This window comes from Allosphingosinicella indica (assembly GCF_900177405.1).
Taxonomy (GTDB): domain Bacteria; phylum Pseudomonadota; class Alphaproteobacteria; order Sphingomonadales; family Sphingomonadaceae; genus Allosphingosinicella; species Allosphingosinicella indica.
The window spans coordinates 500,655-521,113 of the sequence record NZ_LT840185.1; the positions used below are offsets into that span (position 1 = coordinate 500,655).

22 protein-coding genes are annotated in these 20,459 nt (G+C 67.1%); 12 read left to right on the forward strand and 10 right to left on the reverse strand.

The features are described 5' to 3' along the window. Positions 1-1,011, reverse strand: a complete 1,011-nt coding sequence (locus B9N75_RS02570; protein ID WP_172840786.1) for a S41 family peptidase — start codon at positions 1,009-1,011, stop codon at positions 1-3. 169 nt (positions 1,012-1,180) lie between these two features. Between B9N75_RS02570 and B9N75_RS02575 the strand changes: the two genes are divergently transcribed. Further along, positions 1,181-1,663, forward strand: a complete 483-nt coding sequence (locus B9N75_RS02575; RefSeq protein ID WP_172840787.1) for an Lrp/AsnC family transcriptional regulator — start codon at positions 1,181-1,183, stop codon at positions 1,661-1,663. 3 nt (positions 1,664-1,666) lie between these two features. Here B9N75_RS02575 and B9N75_RS02580 read toward each other — a convergent pair whose 3' ends face one another. The 4 genes from B9N75_RS02580 to B9N75_RS02595 all read right to left on the reverse strand — a co-directional run bounded on the left by B9N75_RS02580 (position 1,667) and on the right by B9N75_RS02595 (position 6,489). Then, entirely contained in the window at positions 1,667-3,484 is a 1,818-nt protein-coding gene (locus tag B9N75_RS02580) for a DUF885 domain-containing protein (RefSeq protein ID WP_342039336.1), read from the reverse strand. A 27-nt stretch (positions 3,485-3,511) separates the two neighbouring features. Next, a complete protein-coding gene (locus B9N75_RS02585) occupies positions 3,512-4,012 on the reverse strand; it encodes a DUF6265 family protein (protein WP_085217389.1) in 501 nt (166 codons plus the stop codon). A gap of 5 nt (positions 4,013-4,017) precedes the next feature. Further along, positions 4,018-5,844, reverse strand: a complete 1,827-nt coding sequence (locus tag B9N75_RS02590; RefSeq protein ID WP_085217390.1) for a DUF885 domain-containing protein — start codon at positions 5,842-5,844, stop codon at positions 4,018-4,020. Positions 5,845-5,982: 138 nt separating this feature from the next. Then, entirely contained in the window at positions 5,983-6,489 is a 507-nt protein-coding gene (locus B9N75_RS02595) for an RcnB family protein (protein ID WP_085217391.1), read from the reverse strand. Positions 6,490-6,629: 140 nt separating this feature from the next. Here B9N75_RS02595 and B9N75_RS02600 point away from each other — a divergent pair, with 140 nt between their 5' ends. Then, positions 6,630-6,989, forward strand: a complete 360-nt coding sequence (locus B9N75_RS02600; RefSeq protein WP_085217392.1) for a DUF427 domain-containing protein — start codon at positions 6,630-6,632, stop codon at positions 6,987-6,989. A 146-nt stretch (positions 6,990-7,135) separates the two neighbouring features. On the opposite strand, the gene B9N75_RS02605 is transcribed toward B9N75_RS02600, so the two are convergent. The 3 genes from B9N75_RS02605 to B9N75_RS02615 all read right to left on the reverse strand — a co-directional run bounded on the left by B9N75_RS02605 (position 7,136) and on the right by B9N75_RS02615 (position 10,030). After that, complete coding sequence (locus B9N75_RS02605) at positions 7,136-7,789, reverse strand: prolyl hydroxylase family protein (protein WP_085217393.1); 654 nt, start codon at positions 7,787-7,789, stop codon at positions 7,136-7,138. Continuing rightward, entirely contained in the window at positions 7,786-9,054 is a 1,269-nt protein-coding gene (locus B9N75_RS02610) for a metal-dependent hydrolase family protein (protein WP_085217394.1), read from the reverse strand. The genes B9N75_RS02605 and B9N75_RS02610 overlap by 4 nt, the downstream gene beginning before the upstream one ends. Before the next feature lie 142 nt (positions 9,055-9,196). Next, on the reverse strand, positions 9,197-10,030 hold the full coding sequence (locus B9N75_RS02615; RefSeq protein WP_425292405.1) for an RcnB family protein: 834 nt from the start codon (positions 10,028-10,030) through the stop codon (positions 9,197-9,199). Positions 10,031-10,204: 174 nt separating this feature from the next. Between B9N75_RS02615 and B9N75_RS02620 the strand changes: the two genes are divergently transcribed. Genes B9N75_RS02620 through B9N75_RS02630 form a run of 3 tightly spaced genes read left to right on the forward strand, consistent with a single transcriptional unit; the run spans position 10,205 to position 12,274 of the window. Further along, positions 10,205-10,867: an MBL fold metallo-hydrolase gene (locus B9N75_RS02620; protein ID WP_085217395.1), complete on the forward strand. Its 663-nt coding sequence runs from the start codon at positions 10,205-10,207 to the stop codon at positions 10,865-10,867. 43 nt (positions 10,868-10,910) lie between these two features. After that, positions 10,911-11,357 (forward strand): hypothetical protein, encoded by a 447-nt coding sequence (locus B9N75_RS02625; RefSeq protein WP_085217396.1) that lies wholly within the window; start codon positions 10,911-10,913, stop codon positions 11,355-11,357. Further along, complete coding sequence (locus B9N75_RS02630; protein ID WP_244552404.1) at positions 11,354-12,274, forward strand: cation diffusion facilitator family transporter; 921 nt, start codon at positions 11,354-11,356, stop codon at positions 12,272-12,274. The genes B9N75_RS02625 and B9N75_RS02630 overlap by 4 nt, the downstream gene beginning before the upstream one ends. Here the strand turns inward: B9N75_RS02630 and B9N75_RS02635 are convergent. Next, complete coding sequence (locus tag B9N75_RS02635) at positions 12,271-12,693, reverse strand: MAPEG family protein (RefSeq protein WP_085217397.1); 423 nt, start codon at positions 12,691-12,693, stop codon at positions 12,271-12,273. The genes B9N75_RS02630 and B9N75_RS02635 overlap by 4 nt on opposite strands. After that, entirely contained in the window at positions 12,690-13,994 is a 1,305-nt protein-coding gene (locus tag B9N75_RS02640; RefSeq protein WP_085217398.1) for a dicarboxylate/amino acid:cation symporter, read from the reverse strand. The genes B9N75_RS02635 and B9N75_RS02640 overlap by 4 nt, the downstream gene beginning before the upstream one ends. Before the next feature lie 119 nt (positions 13,995-14,113). Between B9N75_RS02640 and glmM the strand changes: the two genes are divergently transcribed. The 7 genes from glmM (at position 14,114) to B9N75_RS02675 (ending at position 20,300) form a co-directional block, all read left to right on the forward strand. After that, complete coding sequence (glmM, locus tag B9N75_RS02645; RefSeq protein ID WP_085217399.1) at positions 14,114-15,451, forward strand: phosphoglucosamine mutase; 1,338 nt, start codon at positions 14,114-14,116, stop codon at positions 15,449-15,451. After that, a complete protein-coding gene (locus B9N75_RS02650; RefSeq protein ID WP_085217400.1) occupies positions 15,451-15,687 on the forward strand; it encodes a DUF1272 domain-containing protein in 237 nt (78 codons plus the stop codon). Before glmM ends, B9N75_RS02650 begins: the two co-directional genes overlap by 1 nt. After that, complete coding sequence (gene thiD / locus B9N75_RS02655; protein ID WP_085217401.1) at positions 15,684-16,862, forward strand: bifunctional hydroxymethylpyrimidine kinase/phosphomethylpyrimidine kinase; 1,179 nt, start codon at positions 15,684-15,686, stop codon at positions 16,860-16,862. Before B9N75_RS02650 ends, thiD begins: the two co-directional genes overlap by 4 nt. A gap of 62 nt (positions 16,863-16,924) precedes the next feature. After that, the gene (locus tag B9N75_RS02660) at positions 16,925-17,524 is read left to right on the forward strand and encodes a ribonuclease HII (RefSeq protein ID WP_085217402.1); all 600 of its coding nucleotides are present in this window, start codon (positions 16,925-16,927) and stop codon (positions 17,522-17,524) included. Positions 17,525-17,733: 209 nt separating this feature from the next. Further along, positions 17,734-18,870 (forward strand): site-specific DNA-methyltransferase, encoded by a 1,137-nt coding sequence (locus B9N75_RS02665; protein WP_085217403.1) that lies wholly within the window; start codon positions 17,734-17,736, stop codon positions 18,868-18,870. A 66-nt stretch (positions 18,871-18,936) separates the two neighbouring features. After that, entirely contained in the window at positions 18,937-19,320 is a 384-nt protein-coding gene (locus B9N75_RS02670; RefSeq protein ID WP_085217404.1) for a helix-turn-helix domain-containing protein, read from the forward strand. A gap of 119 nt (positions 19,321-19,439) precedes the next feature. Then, positions 19,440-20,300, forward strand: a complete 861-nt coding sequence (locus tag B9N75_RS02675) for an AraC family transcriptional regulator (RefSeq protein WP_085217405.1) — start codon at positions 19,440-19,442, stop codon at positions 20,298-20,300. Positions 20,301-20,459 lie beyond the last annotated feature (159 nt).

Below are 20,459 nucleotides of genomic sequence, written 5' to 3' on the forward strand. Positions count from 1 at the left end.
TCAGGCCGTCGGCCCCGGGAAACGCCCAGCCGCAGCCGCTACGTCCGCGACCCCAGCCAGCCGCAGCGCTTCCAGCAGCGCCTGATCGGCGGGCACCGCAACGTCGGGCGCCACGCCCTTCCCCTCCCAGCCTTCGCCGGTGTCGGGATCGAAAGTGCGGCCGACCGGCACGAACACCGAATAGCCGGCCGCGATCGGCATCATCCCGCCATAATGGCCGGCGCCGCCCGTCGGCTCGCCGATCAGCGTGGCGCGCCCGGTGCGCTTCAGTGAGAGCGAGAGATGCTCCGCCGCCGATCCGGTCTTGCCGGAGACGAGCAGGAAGACTTTGGCCTTACCGAGCCGCGCCTTGGCGGAATCGCCCATCGCGAAATGCATGCGGCGGACCACCCCGTCGGGCCCGGCGACGCGGCGAAGCGTCGGCAGGTCGGGCGCCATCGGCCCCATCGCCTGCTCCACCGCCAGCCGCGTATCCATGCCCACCAGTTGCGTTTCGGCCTCGAAGAGCGCCGGGAAAAGCGCATCCATCTCGGCCAGTCCGCCGCCCTTGTGACGGCGCGCATCGATAATCACCGCCCGCGCATCGCCGTAGTTGCCGATAAAGGCGGCAATGCCGTCGAGCGTCTTCTTGTCGCCGGGAAAGAGCGTGAACTCGACATAAGCGACACCGTCGGCGATCCAGCCCGATCGCTCCAGCCCGCCTGCCGGCATCGGCGGAGGGCTGGACTTCTCACCCGCTTTCGCGGCTTGGGGCGGTACCACTTTCAGATGATTGTCCGGATGTACCGCCTGCAGATCAGCCGTCAGCGCGGCGGCCAGCGCGGCGGGATCGGTGAGCGCAGCATAAGCACCAGCCGCCTGTTTCGCGCGCAGCATCCGGGCATAATCCGCGGCGACGTCAGGGAAGACGAAATTGTCCTCGAGTGTCTTGGCCAGCGATTCCACGGTCTGATTGGTATCGGGCGCGAGCGCGGCTTGATCGTTGCCCCACCCTGCCGCCGGCGACGTCATCGACAAACCCGCCGTGACGGTCGCCGCCGCCACAAGCCCCAACCGCCTCGATCGCATCGCCGCACCCCGCGCCCCTGTGTTGCCTAACTAACTCACTGTGACACGAAGCGTGCGCATGTTGGGCGAAATTGGGGTGGCCGATACGCCGGAAAAATGCATCGTGGTGGCCATGAAGGTCTTGGACCCGTTCGACATCGCGCTGCTCAACGCGCTGCAGGCGGACAATCGCGCCACCGCGGATGCGCTGGCTCGGACTGTCGCGCTGTCCCCCTCCGCGATCACCCGGCGGATCCGGCGCCTGAAGGACAGCGGCGTCATCGACCGCGACGTATCGGTGCTGTCCCCGGCGCTCGCTGGGCGGCGGCTGTCCGCCATCGTCCAGATCCAGCTTCACGATCACGCCGAGGAAGCCGGGCTCGCGGTGTTGCGCCAGCGGCTGCTCGCCTCCAACCACGTCCAGTCGTGCCTGGAGGTGAGCGGCAGCTTCGACCTGTTCCTGACCGTCACGGCGCGCGACATGGCCGAGTTCAACGCCTTCGCCGACACGATGCTGGCCAAGGACGCGGCGATCCGGCGCTATGAAACCAGCTTCGTAAAGAAGGCGCTCAAGCAGACGCTAGCCATCCCACTCGACGCGCGGGATGCGGGCTGAGCCTCAGCCCGCTTTTTTCTTCGCTGCGATCCAGGTGTCGATCTTGGTTTCCAGCACCGCCAGCGGCAGCGCGCCGCTCATCAGCACCTGGGCGTGGAACTCGCGAACGTCGAAACGCTTTCCGAGCGCCTTCTCGGCCTTGGCGCGCAATTCGCTGATCTTGAGCTGGCCCACCTTATAGGCGAGCGCCTGGCCCGGAATGGCGATGTACCGCTCGGTCTCGGCAGTGGCGTTGCTCCGCCCGCGTGAACTGTTGTCGAGAATATACTGGATCGTCTGATCGCGGGTCCAGCCCTTGGAATGGATGCCGGTGTCGACGACCAGACGGATCGCGCGGAAGAGCTGCGAATCGAGATAGCCGAAATACTGGTAGGGGTCGGTGTAGACACCGAGCTCGCGGCCGAGCGTTTCGGCATAGAGGCCCCAGCCTTCGACATAAGCGGTGTTGCCGCCGAACCGCTGGAAGTTGGGCAGCGCCTCATTCTCCTGTGCCAGGCTGATCTGGAAATGGTGCCCCGGCGCGCCTTCGTGGAGATAGAGCGTCTCCATCGACGGCGTGGTGCGCGACGGCAGATCATAAGCGTTGTAATAGAAGACGCCGGGGCGCGAGCCATCGGGCGTGCCCGGATTGTAGGAGCCGCGCGCAGCTCCCTTCTCGGTCAGCGCCGGCGTCGGCCGGATTTCCAGCGGCGCCTTGGGCAGCGTCGAGAACAAGTTGGGCAAAGTGCCGTCGAGCCGCTTGCCGATCGCGACATACTCCTGCTGCAGCCACTCGCGCGATTGCGGCTTGAACTTCGGATCGGTGCGGATGTGCTCGAAGAAGTCCTTCAGCGTCCCCTTGAAGCCGACCTGGGCTTTCACCTTCTCCATCTCGGCATGGAGCCGCTTCACTTCGTCGACGCCGATCTTGTGGATCTGCTCGGGCGTCATGTCGGTGGTGGTGTTGACCTCCACCAGATAGCGGTAGAGCGCGGGGCCGCCCTTCATGTCGAGCAGGCCGACGCTCGGCCGCGCGGCGGGGAGATATTCGTTCGCCGTGAAATCGCGCAGCCGCTGCAGCGCCGGACGCAGCTTGCTGCTGATCGCGGTGCGATAGGCGGTCTTCAGCCGCTCCTGGTCGGCGGCCGGGACGTCGGCGGGGAATTTGGTCAGCGGCCGGTAGAAGGCGCTGCCCTCGACGCTCTCGCCGAGCATCTGATCGAGCTGACCGACGATATTCTGCGCGACGAGCTGCGGCTGGACGACGCCGCTCGCCATGCCCTCGCGCATCCGCGCGATGATCGTATCGACCGCGACCACGAAATCGTCGATCCGCGACAGGCCGTTGTCATAATCCTTCACCGTCTTGAACGGCGCCACGCCCTCGCCGTTGCTCATCTCCGGGAAGGAGGTGTGGATGCCGTAGAAATGGTTGATCGGGCGGACTGCGGTCAGCGCCAGCATGTCGGGCTGCAGCCCCTTGAGATCGGTCGTCCGCTGCCATTTGAAGACGTCGTAGGAGATGCGCTCCTCGGCACTGAGCGCGGCGCGGTCGATCTTGTTCAGCTCCGCTAGCTCGTTCACCGCGGCGGTGCGCTCCTCACCCTGATGCTCCTTGGAATAAGGATTGCCGAGCCGGTCGGCATAGCGAAGGTCACCGCGATAGAGCGCGCCGATCGGGTTGCGCTTCAGCTCAGCCTCGTCGCTGGCCGCAAAGAGCGCCGCGAGCTGCTGCGAGGCGTTCGCGGCCTCGGCCGCCGCGGGCGCGGACGGCGCCTGGGCGATCAGCGGCGTCATCGCGGTTCCGGCAAGGGCGAGCAGCAGTGCGAGCTTCATCATCATTCCTTTGTTTGATCGATATCCGCTGGGTCAGCGCGGGGCGCGGCGGTAGGTGTAGTGGAGCAGCATCTCGCTGCCGTCCTTCTTCGTAATCCGCACCGTTTCCGCGAGCGTATCGGGGCCGGTGCGGCGGATGGTGAAGCCGTCGAAGAAAACGGCGTCGCGTTCGACGGCGACCAGCGGGAAGACGGTCGCGGCATCGCCCGCTTTCTCCTCCCAGCCGGTGAGGTCAGGATTGAAATGCTTCAGGCGATAGGCGAGCGATGCGCCCGCATGGACGATCTGGACGATCTCGTACATCGTCACCTTGCCGTCCTTGCCCTCCTGGAAATGGCCGGAGATCTGGCCGCCCTTGGGCGGCAGATAGACGACGCTCGCCTCGACGCCCTCGCGCCCGCCGACCCAGGTGCCGGTGAGGAAGTCGAGCGCCTCCACCTGTGCCGCCGGCGACGTCTGCCCGGCCTCCAGCCGCCGCGGCACTTCGGCCGGAGCCGGTGCAGCGGCGAGGAGCAACGAAAGCAGCAGCGTCATAAGCTTCAGCCCCTTTTCTTGGCCGCGATCCAGTCGTCGATCTTCTTCTCCAAGACGGTCATCGGCAAGGCCCCCGTCATCAGCACCTCGGCATGGAACTCGCGCGGATCGAAGCGGTCGCCGAGCTCGGCCTCAGCCTTTGCCTTCAGCCGCTGGATGGTGAGCGCGCCGATCTTGTAGGCGAGCGCCTGCCCCGGAATGGCGATGTAGCGCTCCACCTCCGCGGTGGCGTCGGTCTTGCCCATGCCCGAATTGCTCAGCATGTAGTTGATCGCCTGGTCGCGCGTCCAACCCTTGGCGTGGATGCCGGTATCGACCACCAGCCGCATCGCGCGCAGCATCTCGTCGTCGAGATGGCCGAAGCGCTGATAGGGATCGGTGAACATGCCGAGCTCCGGCCCCAGCGTCTCGGCATAGAGCGCCCAGCCTTCGACGAAGGCAGTGTTGCCGCCGTAGCGCATGAAGGCGGGGAGCGATTCATTCTCGTTCGCCAGGCTGATCTGGAAATGGTGCCCCGGGATGCCCTCGTGGAGATAGAGCGTCTCCATCCCGTAGGTGTTGCGCGACGGCAGGTCGTAAGTGTTGTAGTAGAAGACGCCAGGGCGCGACCCATCGGGCGTGCCGTCCTGATAGGAGCCGCCAGCCTCCGTCTTCTCGCGATAGGGCTCGACCGGACGGATCTCCATCCGCGTCCGCGGGATTGTCGAGAATTGCTCGCGGACCTTCAGGTCCACGCGCTTGCCGATTTCGTAATAGCCGTCGCGCAGCGCCTCCTTGGATTTGGGCCGGAACTCGGGCGCGGTGCGCAGATGCTCGAAGAAGGCCTGGAGATCGCCTTTGAAGCCGACCTGCTGGCGGATCGCGTCCATCTCGCCGCGGATGCGGGCGACTTCCTTGAGGCCGAGTTGGTGGACCTCCTCGGCCTTGAGCGGCAGCGTGGTGTTCGATTCGATGAGATAGGCGTACATCACATCGCCGCCCTTCATCGACGACAGGCCGACCTGATCGCGCGCCTTGGGCAGATAGTCGTTCTTCAGGAAATCGCGCAGGCGGGTGAGCGCCGGATAGAGCTGGTTGGCAGTGGCGTCGCGATAGGCCTTGGTGAGCCGCGTCTGGTCCGCGGCCGGTATCTCCTTCGGAAACTCCTTCACCGGCGCGTAATAGGTCGATTCCTCGACCGGCTTGGCGAGCTGCAGATCGAGCTGGTCAATGACGTTGCTGATGGTCAGCTTGGTCTCGAACACGCCCGTGGCCATTCCCTCGCGGAAACGGCCGATCGCGCCGTCCACCCATTTCACGAAGCCGGCATGGCGCTTCAGATTGTTGTCATAGTCCGCGACCGTCTTGAACGGCGCCGCGCCCTCGCCCGACGAGAGGTTCGCATAGCCCATGTGGAAGCCGTAGAAATGGTTGAGCGGCCGGACCTGCTGGAGCTTCAGCAGCTCGCCGGTCGAACCGCGCAGGCCGCGTTCGGTGTCGATCTGGAAAACGTCGTAGGCGATCTGGTTGACCGGGCTGAGCTTGGCGCGGTCGATCGCCTTCAGCTCGGCAAGATCGCGGCGGGAGGCGGCGACTTCGGCGGCGACATAAACGTCGGAAATGTAATCGCCGAAGCGGTCAGCATAACGCATGTCGCCGCGGAACAGCGCGCTGATCGGGTTGCGTTTGAGGCTGTCCTCATCGCTCCGTTTGAAGAGATCGGTGAGCTTCTTGTCCTCCGCCGAGGGCTGCGCAGCCGTAGCGCCCGGCGCGGCGGCCTGCTGCGCAGGTGCGGTGGCGGAGAGGAGAGCGATTGGCGCGGCGGCGGCGAGAAGCAACAGGCGAAGCGACATGGACGAGTGGCCTTCCGTGGGAGCTGTATTGCGCTCCTAAAACGGAAGGTGGGCGCGCCGCAAGGTGCCGGAAACGCGATGGGCGGCCCGCGCGGCGAAATCCGCGCCGGCCGCCCACGTCATTTTTTCCGGTCCGCCTTACCAGTAGAAGCCGCGGATCACGTCCACGACGCGGCCGTTGCGGACGTTGACGAGCAGCGCATCGTCATAGTGCCGCACCCAGCGGAGCTGGCCCCGCGCCGGCGGCAGGCGATAGCGCCACGGGTCCGCGATATAATAGCGGCTGCTGTAATAGGCCGGGCGGATAACGATGCCCGGGCGGAACGACTGGTAGCGGAACGGCGCCCGCCAATTGCCACGTGCATAGAGCGAGCGGTTGGAGCTGCGATAGCCGCGCCAGTCGTTGCGGCCCCAGTCACGCCGGTCGCGAAGGTCCTCACGAAGCTCGCGGCGCGCCTCTCGCACGTCGCGTCGCTCGCGGCGGACATCATTGCGGTCGCCATATCGCCGGGCATCGCGCAGCTCGCGCTGCTCCTGCCGCACGTCGCGGACGTCGCGTCGGATTTCGCCGCGCGACTGGGCTGCGGCCTGGGTGGCAGGCATTATCGTCGCCGCCATCAGGCCCATGATGATCAACTTACGCATGATCGATCCTTTCCTACGCGCCGGCCGCTTCGCGCGGGGGTGCGCACGTACCGGCGACTCGGATCATCGCAAAGCGCATCTGAACGGCGCGGAAATGTGATAGTCACGCGCCAGTCAGCGACACTTGACGGAGTCGCAACATGGCCGAAGCGAAACACCGCATCGTCATCGCCCCCTTCGCCGGGCGCGTCCGGGTGAGCTATTCGGGCGAGAGCATCGCCGACAGCGCCCACGCCCTGCTGTTGCGCGAGAGCGGATGCGCCGACGTCTTCTACGTCCCGCGCACCGACGCGGCGATGGAGCATCTCCAACCGAGCGACACGGTTTCGCACTGCCCGCACAAGGGCGACGCCGCCTATTTCCACGTCACCCACGGCGATCGCATCGCACGCGACGCGGTGTGGACCTACCCGGACCCCCTCCCCGCGGTCCGCAAGATCGCGGGGTATCTGGCTTTCTACACCGACAAGGTGGAGGTGGAGACGGTGCCGCTGGGGTGATGGCGGGAGCGATGACGCGAACTCGACTATCCCCGTCATGCTGAACTCGTTTCAGCATCCATTACGATGAAGCTCGCGTCCGCCTCCAAAATGGACCCTGAAACGAGTTCAGGGTGACGGCTTTGGGTAGCGAAGGCGGCCTTTTCCTACCCCCACGGCCTTTCGCGAAACCACTTGGTGATCACATATTTCATGCCCGCCTCGACCGGCAGGCCCTGATGGAGAGTGCGGAGTTCCGGCTCGCCGAGCGCGTCGAGATTATTCCAGGCTAGGAGGTTGCCGGTGCGCGGTGTGACGCGGATGCCGGCTTCGGGAAAATCGGTCTGGCCGCCGGTCTCGGGCTGGTTGAGGAAGATCATCGCCGTCCAGGTGCGCTGGCCGCCGATCTTCTCCTGGTGCGGCCAATAGGGCTGGTCGGTGTGGAAGAAATCATGGTGCGGCTTGAACTGCTGGCCGGGGGCGTAGCGCTGGCCCTGCACCGTCTCCCCATAGGCCGGATCGATGCCGGTGAGAGTCGAGAGGCGCTGCTCGATCGCATGGACCAGCGGCTCGGAGCGCTTGAGGTTGCAGCTCTCGCTCGTCCGGAACGCGGGATCGCGATCGGGCGCGAAGAGCGTGGAGGGCTGACGATCGGCATCGATGAGCGCGATCAGCCCGGCGCATTCCTCGCCCGAGAGGAAATTGCGCAAGAGGAAGATGTCGATCGGCGCCGGCATGTGGAAGATGCCGGGCACCGCGGCGAGCCGGTCGCGAACCGCGGCACCGAGCGCCGCGCGATCGAGCGCCGGCAGTTCGCTCATTCGATCTCGCGCCCGCGGACCATGACGTAATCGACGGTGCGGAGCGCGGCAGCATCGCTCTGCGGATCGCCGGCGACGGCGACGATGTCCGCCGAATAGCCGGGCGCGATGCGGCCGATCTCATTCTCCATGCCGAGCAGCTTCGCCGCGCCGGTGGTGGCAGAGGCGAGCGCCTCGCGCGGGGTCATGCCGATCCGCTCGACCATCTCGCCCAACTCCTCGGCATTGCGGCCGTGGGCGTACACACCGGAATCGGTGCCAAAGACGATCGGCACGCCTGCGGCGCGTGCCGCGCGCGCCGCCTTGCCGACTTCGTCCAGCGTCATCCGCACCTTAGCGGCGACGGCGGGGGTGAAGGCGTTGGCGGCAAGCCCCTCGCGGATGCCGACATAGGCCATCAGCGTCGGAACGAAAGCGCTGCCGCTGGCCTTCATCGCCTGGATCGCCTTGGCGTCGGCGAAGGTGCCGTGCTCGATCGAATCGACGCCGGCGCGCGCCGCCGCCTCTATCCCGCGCGCCGAATGGGCGTGGGCGGCGACCTTGAGGCCAAGCGAATGGGCGGTGTCGACGATCGCCTTCATCTCCGCATCGGTGAAATGCTGGCCGAGCCCGCGCGCCTGCTGCGAGAGGACGCCGCCGGTGGCGGTGAACTTGATGACGTCGGCGCCCGCGCGCGCCGCCTCGCGCACCCGCGCCGCGCATTGCTCGGCGCCGGTGCAGGTGTTGCCGCCCTCCAGCGCCTTGGTCACGTCGGGCCGGAAGCCGGTGACATCGCCGTGGCCGCCGATGATCGAGATGCCCTGCCCCGCCGCGACGACGCGCGGGCCGGGGATGACGCCTTGCGCCGTCGCATCGCGGAGCGCGAAGCCACCGCCCGCGGTGGAGCCGAGATCGCGGACGGTAGTGAAGCCCGCCTTCGCCGTCAGCCGCGCGTTCTTGGCGCCGATCAGCGCGGCATAATCGTCGGTCTCGACCGCCTGCTTCCAGAAATCGCCGCCGGGATCGCCCGCGAGATGGGCATGGGTGTCGATGAGGCCGGGAAGCACCGTCTTCTGCGACAGATCGACCAGCCGCGCGCCCGCCGGCGGCGGCGTGAGGCCATCGCTCACGCTGGCGATGCGGCCGTCGGTGACCGTGATGGTCGCCGGCCCGGTGGCATTGCGCGACGCATCGGTGATGAGGCGGCCGGCGTGGATCACCACGGTTTCGGCCGAAGCTGGTGCAGCGAGTAAGAGCGAGATGGCGAGCGCGACGGTACGGATCATGATGTCCCCTTTGTTGGCGGCATTGATGCCACGCGGGCGGGGGAACGCAAGCCGGGTTCGCGACGCGGAACGTTGCCGTGCCCGCAAACCAGAACGGCCGCCGCGTTGCCGCGACGGCCGTCCGTTCGGTGATGGGGACTTCCTACCAGAAGAAGTCGTGGATCACATCGACCACTTCGCCGCTGTAGATATCGACCAGCAGGACATCGTCATAATAGCGGACCCACTGCGTGCCGTAGGGCGCCGCCGGCAGGCGGTACGACCAGGGATCGCTCAGCCAGTAATTCTGGGCATAGAGACCCGAAGTCAGGAACGCACCGATACCGAACCGCGAGTAGCTGTAGCCGCGATAGGGCGGATAATAGCGGCCCACCCGGAAGTGGTTGCGGTTCGAATAGCGCCAGCGCTGCCAATCGTAGCGATTGTCATTGCGCCAGCCGCGGTTCCATGAGCGGCTCCAGTCGCGCCGGTCGTTCCTGTCCCAGCGGCGATCGTTGCGATCCCAGCGCCGGTCGTTTCGGGTGTCGCGGCGGTCGTCACGCCAGTCGCGATCACCGCGGCGGACCTGCCGCTCGTAGTTGCGCTGGTTCTCCGCCGCACGCTGCTGATAGCGGGGGCTGAGACCCTGTGCGCTCTGCCGCGAGGCCTCGCGCGTCGCCTCGATATGCTGGCGATAGGCCTCGCGCCCGCCGCCGCGGCCACGATCGCCGCGCGGACCGCGCCGGTCCTGCTGGGCGACGGCGACCGGCTGCTGGGCCGCACGCTGCTCGACACGCTGCTGCCGCTGCTCGGCCCGCTGCGGGCGCTGGCGCGCCTCTCGTGCCTGCTGGCGATCGACCCGCGCTTGGTTGCGCTGGCCCTGGCGTTCATAGCGTTCGAGCATCCCGCGCTCGGGCGGAGCAGCCATGGTCGCGACCGGAGTCGCCATCGTGGCGGCAAGCAGCAATCCTGTCAGTATCTTACGCAAACCCGTCACTCCTTCCTCGCGGGACACGCCCGCAGTGGTGGCATGAGGCGGCATGTGCACCAAAGCTGATGAGCCGATGCTGAACTCACCTGTCAGCAACGCGCAAGCATTGGTTGGGTCGCATGCCGTCCCGGATTTGCACAAAATCTTGCGTCGCGGCCGGGCAGACGCCATCTGCGGGCGATGACAGAAGCCCCCTTACGCGCAGCGATCATCCCGGTGACCCCGCTGCAGCAGAATTGCAGCCTGCTCTGGTGCACCGCCACCAAGAAGGCCGCGGTGGTCGATCCCGGCGGCGATCTCGAGCGCATCCTCGGCGCCGTCGCGCAACAGGGCGTGACGGTCGAGAAAATCCTACTTACCCACGGTCATATCGATCATGCCGGGGGCGCCAAGGAACTGGCCGAGAAGCTCAATGTACCGATCGAGGGGCCGGAGGAGCAGGACCGCTTCTGGATCGCGCGGCTCGACGAGGACGGCAAATCCTACGGCATTCCCGCGCAGGCGTTCGAGCCCGACCGCTGGCTGGTCGAGGGCGACCAGGTGACAATCGGCGATCTGACGCTCAACGTCTATCACACGCCCGGCCATACGCCGGGTCATGTGGTATTCCACCATCCGCCCTCGAAGCTCGCGATCGTCGGCGACGTGCTGTTCCAGGGATCGATCGGCCGTACCGATTTTCCGCTGGGCGATCATCAGACGTTGATCGATTCGGTGCGCGACAAGCTCTGGCCGATGGGCGACGACACCACCTTCCTCCCCGGCCACGGCCCGGTCAGCAATTTCGCGCACGAGCGGCGCACCAACCCCTTCGTCGCTGACCGGGTACTCGAACGAGCGTAACGGCAGCGGAACGGCTGGTGGGCCGGTGCGTTGCGGCGCGGTGATGCGCCGTTCGCTCCTGCCTCTGCTCCTCGCGCTCGCCGGCTGCGGCGCGATCCCCGCGGACCCTGACGGCACGCTCGAGCGAGTGCGCTCGGAGCAGGCGTTCAGAGTCGGCATCATCGCAGGCACCGACAGCGTGCGCTTCGCCGTCCCCACCGGCGCGTTCCTTGCGGGCGTCGACCGGGCGACCGGCGCACGTGCGCGCATCGAGAGCGGGCCTTCCGAGACCTTGCTCGCAAAGCTGGAAGCCGGCGCGCTCGATCTCGTCGTCGGCGAAGTCGCGCACGACAGCCCGTGGGCGAAGCGCGTCTCGATTCTCCGCCCCATCGCCGAGCACCATGGCCCGCAACACCGCGCTGTGCTGACCCCTATCGCGCGGCACGGCGAGAATGCCTGGATCATGGTGCTGGACCGCGAAGCGCGCGCGGTGCGGAGCGGCGAGCTGTGACCAACGCCGTACCCCCCGAAATCCGCGACGATCTCCGGCGCGCGCGGCGGCTCGAATATTGGACGCTAGGCTGGATGGCCTCGGTGGTCGCCCTGATGGGTCTGGTGATGGGGTCGAGCCAGGCCATGCGAACCGCCTGGATCGAGGATCTGCTCAGCCTGGTGCCGGCGATCGTCTTCCTGATCACCGTACGGCTGGAGCCCAAGCCGCCCAACCCGCGCTTCCCCTTCGGCTTTCACCGCGCACACAGCCTGGCCTTTATCATCTCCGCGGTCGCGCTGACCTCGGTGGGCGCGATCCTGATCGTCGAATCGGTCGGCACCTTGTGGGCGCAGGAGCATGTGACGGTGCCGCCCGTCGTCCTGTTCGGCCAGGAGATCTGGCAAGGCTGGCTGATGATCGCGGCGCTCGCTTATTCGATCGTGCCGCCGGTGATCCTCGGGCGAATGAAGCAGCCGCTTGCCCGGCGCCTTTCCGACAAGGTACTGCATACCGACGCGATGATGCAGAAGGCCGACTGGCAGACCGGCCTGGCCGGGATCGCCGGCGTCATCGGCATCGGACTTGGCTTCTGGTGGGCGGACGCAGCCGCCGCATTGCTGATCGCCGTTTCGATTCTGAAGGACGGGATTTCCGCGCTCGCCACCGCGACGGCTGAGCTGATCGACGGCACGCCCCGAGCGCTAGACAGCGATGCGATCGCCGACGAAGCCCGTGCGCTAGAGGCGGTACTGCACGCGCGTTATCCCGGCAGCGAAGTGCGACTGCGCGAAACCGGGCGCTACATCCGCGCGCAGGTGGCGGGCGCCGTCGACGAAGGGCCGATCGACCTTGCCGAAATCTGGCCCGGATCGCCCGAGCGTGCGTGGCGGCTGGTGCAGCTGAGCTTCATCCCGCCCGAGCGAGACCGGCCCTAGGCGATCTGCAGCCCGTCCACCTTCAGCGCCGGGCTGAAATAGGGGATCGCGATCGCATAGGCCGCAAGGCCGAGGAGGATGAGCAGGGTCGCGACGATGCCGACCATACGCAGCTTCGCGAACTTGCCTCCGTCCATCCCGAAGCCGTGTGCGACTCGTGCGAGTAGGAAGACCAGCGAGACGAGCCACAACCAGGTGAGCGAGCCGCGCGCCAGCTCGATGAGGGCGATGAGGATCAGCACGAACGGCGCATATTCGGTGAAATTGGCCTGCGCGCGCATCCGCCGCAGCAGCAGGTCGTGCCCGCCGTCCCCCACCGAAACCTTCGCCGCGCGGCGCACGCGGCCGATACGCACGGCAAGCCAGATGTTGACGAGCGCCGCGGCCCCCGCGGTCGTCAGCGTGATCGGCAGGATCATGTCTCTTCCTTCTTGTCGGTCGGCCAGGTGCCCTCGGCGAGCAGCCGGTCCTCGCGCGTGTCGGCATCCTCGGAGTCATAGCCCGAACGATGCGCGATGGTCGCGGTGGCAGCGACATCCATGCTGACGTTGCCGTAAGTGCGGACGAGATCGGGCAGCGTCTCGACTGCGATGAGCAGCGCGAGCGGCTCGATCGGCACGCCCATCGCCATCGCGATCGGCGCGATCGAGGTGATGAAGCTCGCTTGGCCTGCGATGCCGACCGCCCCCATCGTGGTGATCGCCGCCGCCGCGACGCCCGCGGCCATCGCGGTCGGCGTCAGCTCGATCCCGAACCAGTGGGCGACGTAGATCGCCACGGCGAGGTTCATCACCGGCCCCGTCGCGCGGAAGATCGCCACCGCCATCGGCAGCACCACGCCCGATGCCGCGACCGGCACGCCGAGCTTCTTGGAAGCGCGCAGCATCGCCGGAAGCGAGGCGAGCGAGGATTGGGTGGAGACGGCGACGGCCTGCGCGGGCGCCACCGAGCGCGCGAATTTCAGGAACGGGATCTTCGCCCCGAAGACGGCGAGTGGATAGGCCATCAGCGATACGACGAGGCCGACCGCCGAGACGATCAGCACATAATGGAGCAGAGCGCCGAACGCCGCGCCGCCCGCGCGCGCGCCGACGACATAGGCAAGCGCGAAGACGCCGATCGGCCCGATCCACAGCACCCAGCCGATCACCACCAGCATGGTATCCGCTACCGCCTTGAAGAAGCCGACGAGCACCTCGCGCGGTTCGGTGGGCAATTGCGTCATCGCGAAGGCAAAAAGGCCGGTAAAGATAATCAGCGGCAGGATGGCGCTGCTCGCCGCCGCGCCGACCGGATTTGTCGGCACGATCGACTTCACGAAATCGGAGAAGCTCGGCACCGCGCCGACCGCGCTGGTGGTGCTGAGCGCATCGCGAAGCGCCGCCGCGGCCTCGGCGGGCATCGGGAAGAAACCCAGGAACAAGGGCGTCAGTAGCGCCGCGGTAGCAGCCGACATCCACAGCAGAGTGATGAACAGCACGAGCGCGCGCGCGGCGAGCTTGCTGGCGCGCGCGGCCTCCGCCGAAGCGGCGATGCCGGTGATGAGCAGCGACACGACCAGCGGCACGATCGTCATCTGCAGCGCATTGAGCCAGGCGCCGCCGATCGGCTCGGCGATCGCCGTGCTCGACGCCACCCAATCGCCGCCGATCCGTGCGGCAATGATGCCAAGGCCGATGCCGAGCACGAGGGCGAGCAGGATGCGGGTCGGCTGCGACATGGCCGATGCGTAGCGCGCGATGCCGCAGTGCGGCAAGCGCCCTAATGGCGCCCGCCCGCGCTTGCCGCTATCAGGGCAGTTGAGCGGGCTGCAGCGCCCTTGAAAACACGGGATTTTGAATGAGCCGCAAATTCTTCGGCACCGACGGTATCCGGGGCCGCACCAACCAATCGCCGATGACCGCCGAAATGGCGCAGCGCGTCGGCCAGGCCGCGGGCGCGCATTTCCTGCGCGGCGATCACCGCCACCGCGTCGTCGTCGGCAAGGATACGCGGCTTTCGGGCTATATGATGGAATCGGCGCTGATTTCCGGTTTCACCAGCGTCGGCATGGACGTGGTGATGGTCGGTCCGGTGCCGACCCCGGCGGTGGCGCTGCTCACCCGGTCGATGCGCGCGGACCTCGGCGTGATGATCTCGGCCAGCCACAATCCGTTCGAGGACAATGGCATCAAGCTGTTCGGCCCCGACGGCTACAAGCTTTCCGACGAGGACGAAGCCGCGATCGAGACGCTGCTCGAGACCGAGCCCAAGCTCGCGCCTTCCGCCGAGATCGGCCGCGCGCGCAAGATCGAGGATGCGCGCGGGCGCTACATCCACGCCGCCAAATCGACCTTTCCGGAGGAGCTGCGGCTCGATGGCCTCCGCATCGTCGTCGATTGCGCGAACGGCGCGGCCTATGAAGTCGCCCCCGCTGCGCTGTGGGAGCTGGGCGCAGATGTCGTGGCGATGGGCGTTTCCCCCAACGGGCTCAACATCAATCACAATGTCGGATCGACCGCGCCCGACGCGCTGCAGGCGCGGGTGCTGGAGGAGCGCGCCGACATCGGCATCGCGCTCGACGGTGACGCCGACCGGCTGATCGTGGTGGACGAGAAGGGCCGCATCGTAGACGGCGACCAGTTGATGGCGCTGATCGCCAGCGACTGGCAGGCGCGCGGGCGGCTGAAAGGTGGCGCGCTGGTGACGACAGTGATGTCCAACCTAGGACTTGAACGCTTTCTCGCCGGCCAGGGCATCGGCACCGAGCGCACCAAGGTCGGCGATCGGCACGTGCTGGAGGCGATGCGCCGCACTGGCCGCAACGTCGGCGGCGAGCAATCCGGACACATCATCCTTTCCGACTATGCGACCACCGGCGACGGCTTGGTCGCGGCGTTGCAGGTGCTCGCCTGCCTGGTTGCCGAGATGAAGCCGGCGAGCGAGTTGCTCCACCTGTTCGACCCGCTGCCCCAGCTCCTCAAGAACGTCCGCTTCGCCGGCGGCCAGCCGCTCGACGCCGCCAGCGTCAAGGCGGCGATCGCCGATGCCGAGGCGCGGCTCAGCGGATCGGGCCGCCTCGTCATCCGCAAATCGGGCACCGAGCCGCTGATCCGCGTGATGGCGGAGGGCGAGGACGAGGCGCTGGTGTCGGAGGTCGTGGACAGCATCTGCGATGCCGTGAAGGCCGCTGCCTGATGCTGGAGATGCGCCCCGATTGCGAACGCTGCGGCCGCGACCTGCCACCAAGCACTGCCGATGCGCGCATCTGCTCGTTCGAATGCACCTTCTGCGCGGAATGCGTGGACGGGGCGCTGGCCGGCGTCTGCCCCAATTGCGGCGGCGGCTTCGAGAAGCGCCCGGCGCGGGGCGAGGCGTTGCTCGATCGGTTTCCAGCATCGACGGCGCGCAAAGGCCCAGCAACCCGCGAATGACACCGCGCGTCCTCATCATTGCCGGATCGGACTCGGGCGGCGGCGCGGGGATCCAGGCGGACATCAAGACGGTCACCGTGATGCACGGCCATGCGATGACCGCTGTCACCGCGATCACCGCGCAGAACACGCTCGGCGTCACTGCGGTCCATCCCATCCCCGCCGACATGGTGGTCGCGCAGATCGCGGCGGTGCAGGACGATATCGGCATCGACGCGGTGAAGATCGGCATGATCGGATCGCCCGAGACCGCGGAGGCCGTCGCCGAGGCGCTCGAGCGCCTCGATGCGCCGATTGTCTTCGACCCGGTAATGGTCGCGTCGAGCGGCGCAGTGCTCGCCGATGCGCCGACCGTCGCCGCCTTCCGCCGGCTGATGGACATCGCGGCGGTCGTGACACCCAACGCCGCCGAACTCGCCGCGCTCACCGGAGCAAGTGTCACCAATGCCCGCGAAGCCGAGGCAGCGGCACGGAACCTCGCCGACGCACACAGCGTCCACGTGCTCGCCAAGGGCGGCCATATCGGCGGAGACGAGGCGATCGATATCCTCGTTTCGCCCGAGGGCGACGCGACGCAGTGGAGCGCGCCGCGTATCGTAACCCGGCACGATCACGGCACCGGCTGCACCCTCGCCAGCGCGATCGCCACCGGGCTCGGCCGCGGTGCGGTGCTTCCCGATGCGATCGCCGCCGCGCGCGATCTGGTGCGCAGTGCAATGGCGGCGGCGCCCGGCTTCGGCGCGGGGCACGGGCCGATGGGCCATTGGGCGGCGGCGTCCGGCCTTGTTAACCTCAACCAAGTGACGGTGCCCACGGGCGACTATGCCGCGTCAGTCGCCTTCTACCGGACGCTGGGTCTAACTCAGATCGTCAATTCACCGCCGCTCTACGCACGGTTCGAATGTCCCGGCGGCGCGACGCTCTCCATCCATCTCGAGGAAGAGCCGGTCGCGGGCGATGCCGTGATCTATTTCGAGGCGTCCGATCTCGACGCCTGGGTGGAGCGGCTCCGCGCCGCCGGGCTCGCCTTCGATGCGCTGCCCGAGGACAAGCGCTGGCGCTGGCGCGAGGCGCATCTCCGCGATCCCGCCGGCAACCGCATCTGCCTCTACCGCGCCGCCGAAATCCGCCGCTTCCCGCCTTGGCGCATGACGGCCGGCGAGGGATCGCACTGATATCCACAGATAAGTTCGCGCCGGGCTGGCGGTGCAGTGGGCGAGGGCATTAGAAGGGCGCCATGGCGCCCTGCTTCAAGATCGAAAAGGCTTGGCCCGATCCCGTCGTCGGAGTCGACGAGGCGGGGCGCGGGCCGCTCGCCGGGCCGGTGGTCGCCGCCGCGGTGGTGCTCGACCGGCGGCGCTGCCCGCGCGGCATCGATGATTCGAAGAAGCTGTGCCTGGAGGCGCGCGAGACGATCTACGGCAAACTGCGGCAGGTCGCGCGCATCGGCGTCGGCGTCGCCTCCGTCGAGGAGATCGACCGCTTCAACATCTTATGGGCGACGATGCTGGCGATGACTCGCGCCGTCGAGGCGCTAGGGCTGGAGCCCGGCGTCGTGCTGGTCGACGGCAACCGCTGCCCCAAGTGGCGCTATGCTTCCAAGCCGATCGTCGGCGGCGATGCGCGGAGCCGCTCGATCGCCGCTGCCTCGATCATCGCCAAGGTCACGCGGGACCGGATGATGGCCGACTATTGCGCCGCCTGGCCGGGCTACAATTGGCGGACCAACAAGGGCTATGGCACGCCCGAGCATCTCGGCGCCCTCGAACGCCTCGGCCCGACGCCGCTCCACCGCCGCAGCTTCGCGCCGGTCAAGCAGCACATACTGGCGCTATAGGGCGCCGAAAGCCGATATTGTGAGTCCTCACGGACACACCTACTTCATATTGAGTCTGAAGCGCCGCGGCGAACACCATATGTCGCGGAGACTCCTTTCGTTCCCGCAACGGCTCCGGGCCGCTCCGCCGCTCGGTCCGTCGCCCGCCGCTTGACCGGACTCCGCCGCTGACTCACCCTTGTCGTCCAACAACCGGGGGCGGTGCTTATATGACGGCGATGGTGCGGGTTGGGGCGAATACGCGCCCCGCAAAGGCGAAGCTTGCGCCGCTGGCGGGGCTGCCGCTCGGCACCATCATCCAGGACGATTGCGTCGCCGCGATGGCGCGGCTGCCCGAAGCCTCGATCGACATGATCTTCGCCGATCCGCCCTACAATCTTCAGCTCGGCGGCGATCTCTTCCGGCCCGAGGGCGGTCGCGTCGATGCGGTGGACGACGATTGGGACAAGTTCGACACCTTCGCCTCCTACGACAGCTTCACCCGCGCCTGGCTGAAGGAAGCGCGCCGTATCCTCAAGCCTAACGGCACGCTCTGGGTGATCGGCAGCTATCACAACATCTTCCGGGTCGGCGCTGCGCTGCAGGATGAGGGCTATTGGATCCTCAACGACATCGTGTGGCGCAAGTCGAACCCGATGCCCAACTTCCGCGGCACGCGCTTCACCAATGCGCACGAGACGATGATCTGGGCGAGCCGTAGCGAGGACAGCCGCTACACGTTCAACTATCGCGCGATGAAGGCGATGAACGACGAGCTGCAGATGCGTTCCGACTGGCTGCTGCCGATCTGCTCGGGCAGCGAGCGCGCCAAGGTAGACGGCAGCAAGGCGCATCCGACACAGAAGCCGGAAAGCCTGCTCTATCGCGTGCTCCTCGCCTGCACCAATCCGGGCGATGTGGTGCTCGATCCCTTCTTCGGCACCGGCACCACCGGCGCGGTCGCGCGGCGGCTGGGACGTGAATGGATCGGGATCGAGCGCGAGACGCGCTACGTGAAGGTCGCGCGCGGCCGGATCGATGCAACGCTGCCGCTCGACGAAAGCGCGATGAAGACCATGGCGTCCAAGCGCGCGCAGCCGCGCGTGCCGTTCGGCGCCCTCATCGAGACCGGGATGATCGAGCCCGGCGCCGTGCTAACCGACGCCAAGCGCCGCTACCGCGCCCGCGTCCGCGCCGACGCATCGGTCGAGATGGGCGAGAAGCAGGGCAGCATCCACCAGGTCGGCGCCGCCGCGCAAAGCGCGCCGAGCTGCAACGGCTGGACCTTCTGGCATGTCGAGCAGGCGGAGGCGCTGGTCGCGCTCGACGAGCTGAGGCAGAAATATCTGCTGCTGACCGGCGAATAGCACGCGCCTCGCGACTTTCGCAGCCGCTGGCAACTCAGGCGGCCACAGATATCCTATCGTCAGGGCATGGAGAGCCTGCCGCCCGCCAGTGACGACGCGCCCGCGATCGGGCGGCGCATCCGCGATCTGCGCCGCGCGCAGCGCCTCGCTGCCAAGCGCCTCGCCGCGGAGCTCGGCGTCTCGCGCACCGCGCTCCACAAATGGGAATCGGGTGCCAACTGCCCCCGCCCCGCCGTGCTGCGCGCTCTCGCGGGCCGCCTTGGCGTGACGCCTGAATTTCTGCGTAGCGGCCCGCCGGCCGCCGACCCCCTGGGCCAAGCGAACCGCGTCGCGGGCATTCTCGACCAGGCACGCCGCGAGCTGGCATCGGCCTCCGGGCTTCCGATCGACGCCGTCATGCTGCGGATGGAGCTGTTGCCGATCGCCTATCTTGTCGCTGCGCGAGGCTGAAACCGTCAACCGCAAGTTGGCGGAAACTGCGAAATCCGGCGTCTCCGGCATCGCCATATTGACCGTTCTTGCTAAAAAGCGGACCAATAGGCCGTTTCGGTCCATCGGTTGCGAACAGCATGTACGAGGAAATTCGCGGTACATTCGAAGCGGTTGAGAAGCGGCCACAGCCGGTGCACCGGCTCGTCTTCTCCGATCTCCACAAGGCTTATACGGAGACCGGCGGCACCAGCTTCGCCTTGAAATATGTAGCGCGCGGGCGGGTCATCCATCGCTACGGCGCCAAGCAGCATGTCGTACAGGCCGGACAGTTCATCTGCGTGCCGAGCAATGTCGCGGGCGAGCTGGAAGTGCCCAAATCGGGCGGCTCCTCGATGATCGGAATTTGCGCTTTCATGCCGATGCCGGAAGCGCCACACTGGATGGCAGACGGCGCGATCGAGCAGCCACTGACGTTTTCGGCATCAAGCTCGCGGGTGGGACAAATGCTGCAATCGGCGATCAGCGATCTGCGCCGTCCGGCCCCCGGGCGAACCGGCCGGGCGGAAGCGGTGCTCGCCGCGCTGCGATCGGGGTTGGAACCGCTGCTCGAGGAAACTCTATCGAACATCGATGCGCTGCCCGCAGTCCGCACGTCGACGCGTTACGAATTGCTGCGGCGCTTGAACCTAGCGCGCGGCCATCTCCACGACGTGACCGACCGCGCGGTCGGCATCGCCGAGCTGGCGCGCGTCTCGGGAATTTCGCAGTTCGAGCTGCTGCGCAATTTCCGGAGATGCTTCGGTGCGCCACCGGCGACCTATCATAGGCGGCTCCGGCTGCGGCTTGCGATGCGGCAGGTGGAGCGAGAAGCGCTGACATGCGCGCAGGCCGCGCAGACTTTCGGCTTCGCCGACGGCAGCAGCTTCAGCCATGCCTACCGCCGCGCGTTCGGCGCCGCGCCGGTGCGGAGCCTTAATACGGGCGTCGGCGGCGACTGAAATCCACAAAGAGGAGGAGGAATCTCTCCTGCGCCTGTCACATCCCGATCGTCACCCTGAACTTGTTTCAGGGTCCATGGTGGAGACGATCGCGATCATCTCCTAGATGGATGCTGAAACAAGTTCAGCATGACTGGTAGGGGCAAAGACCGGTTCGAT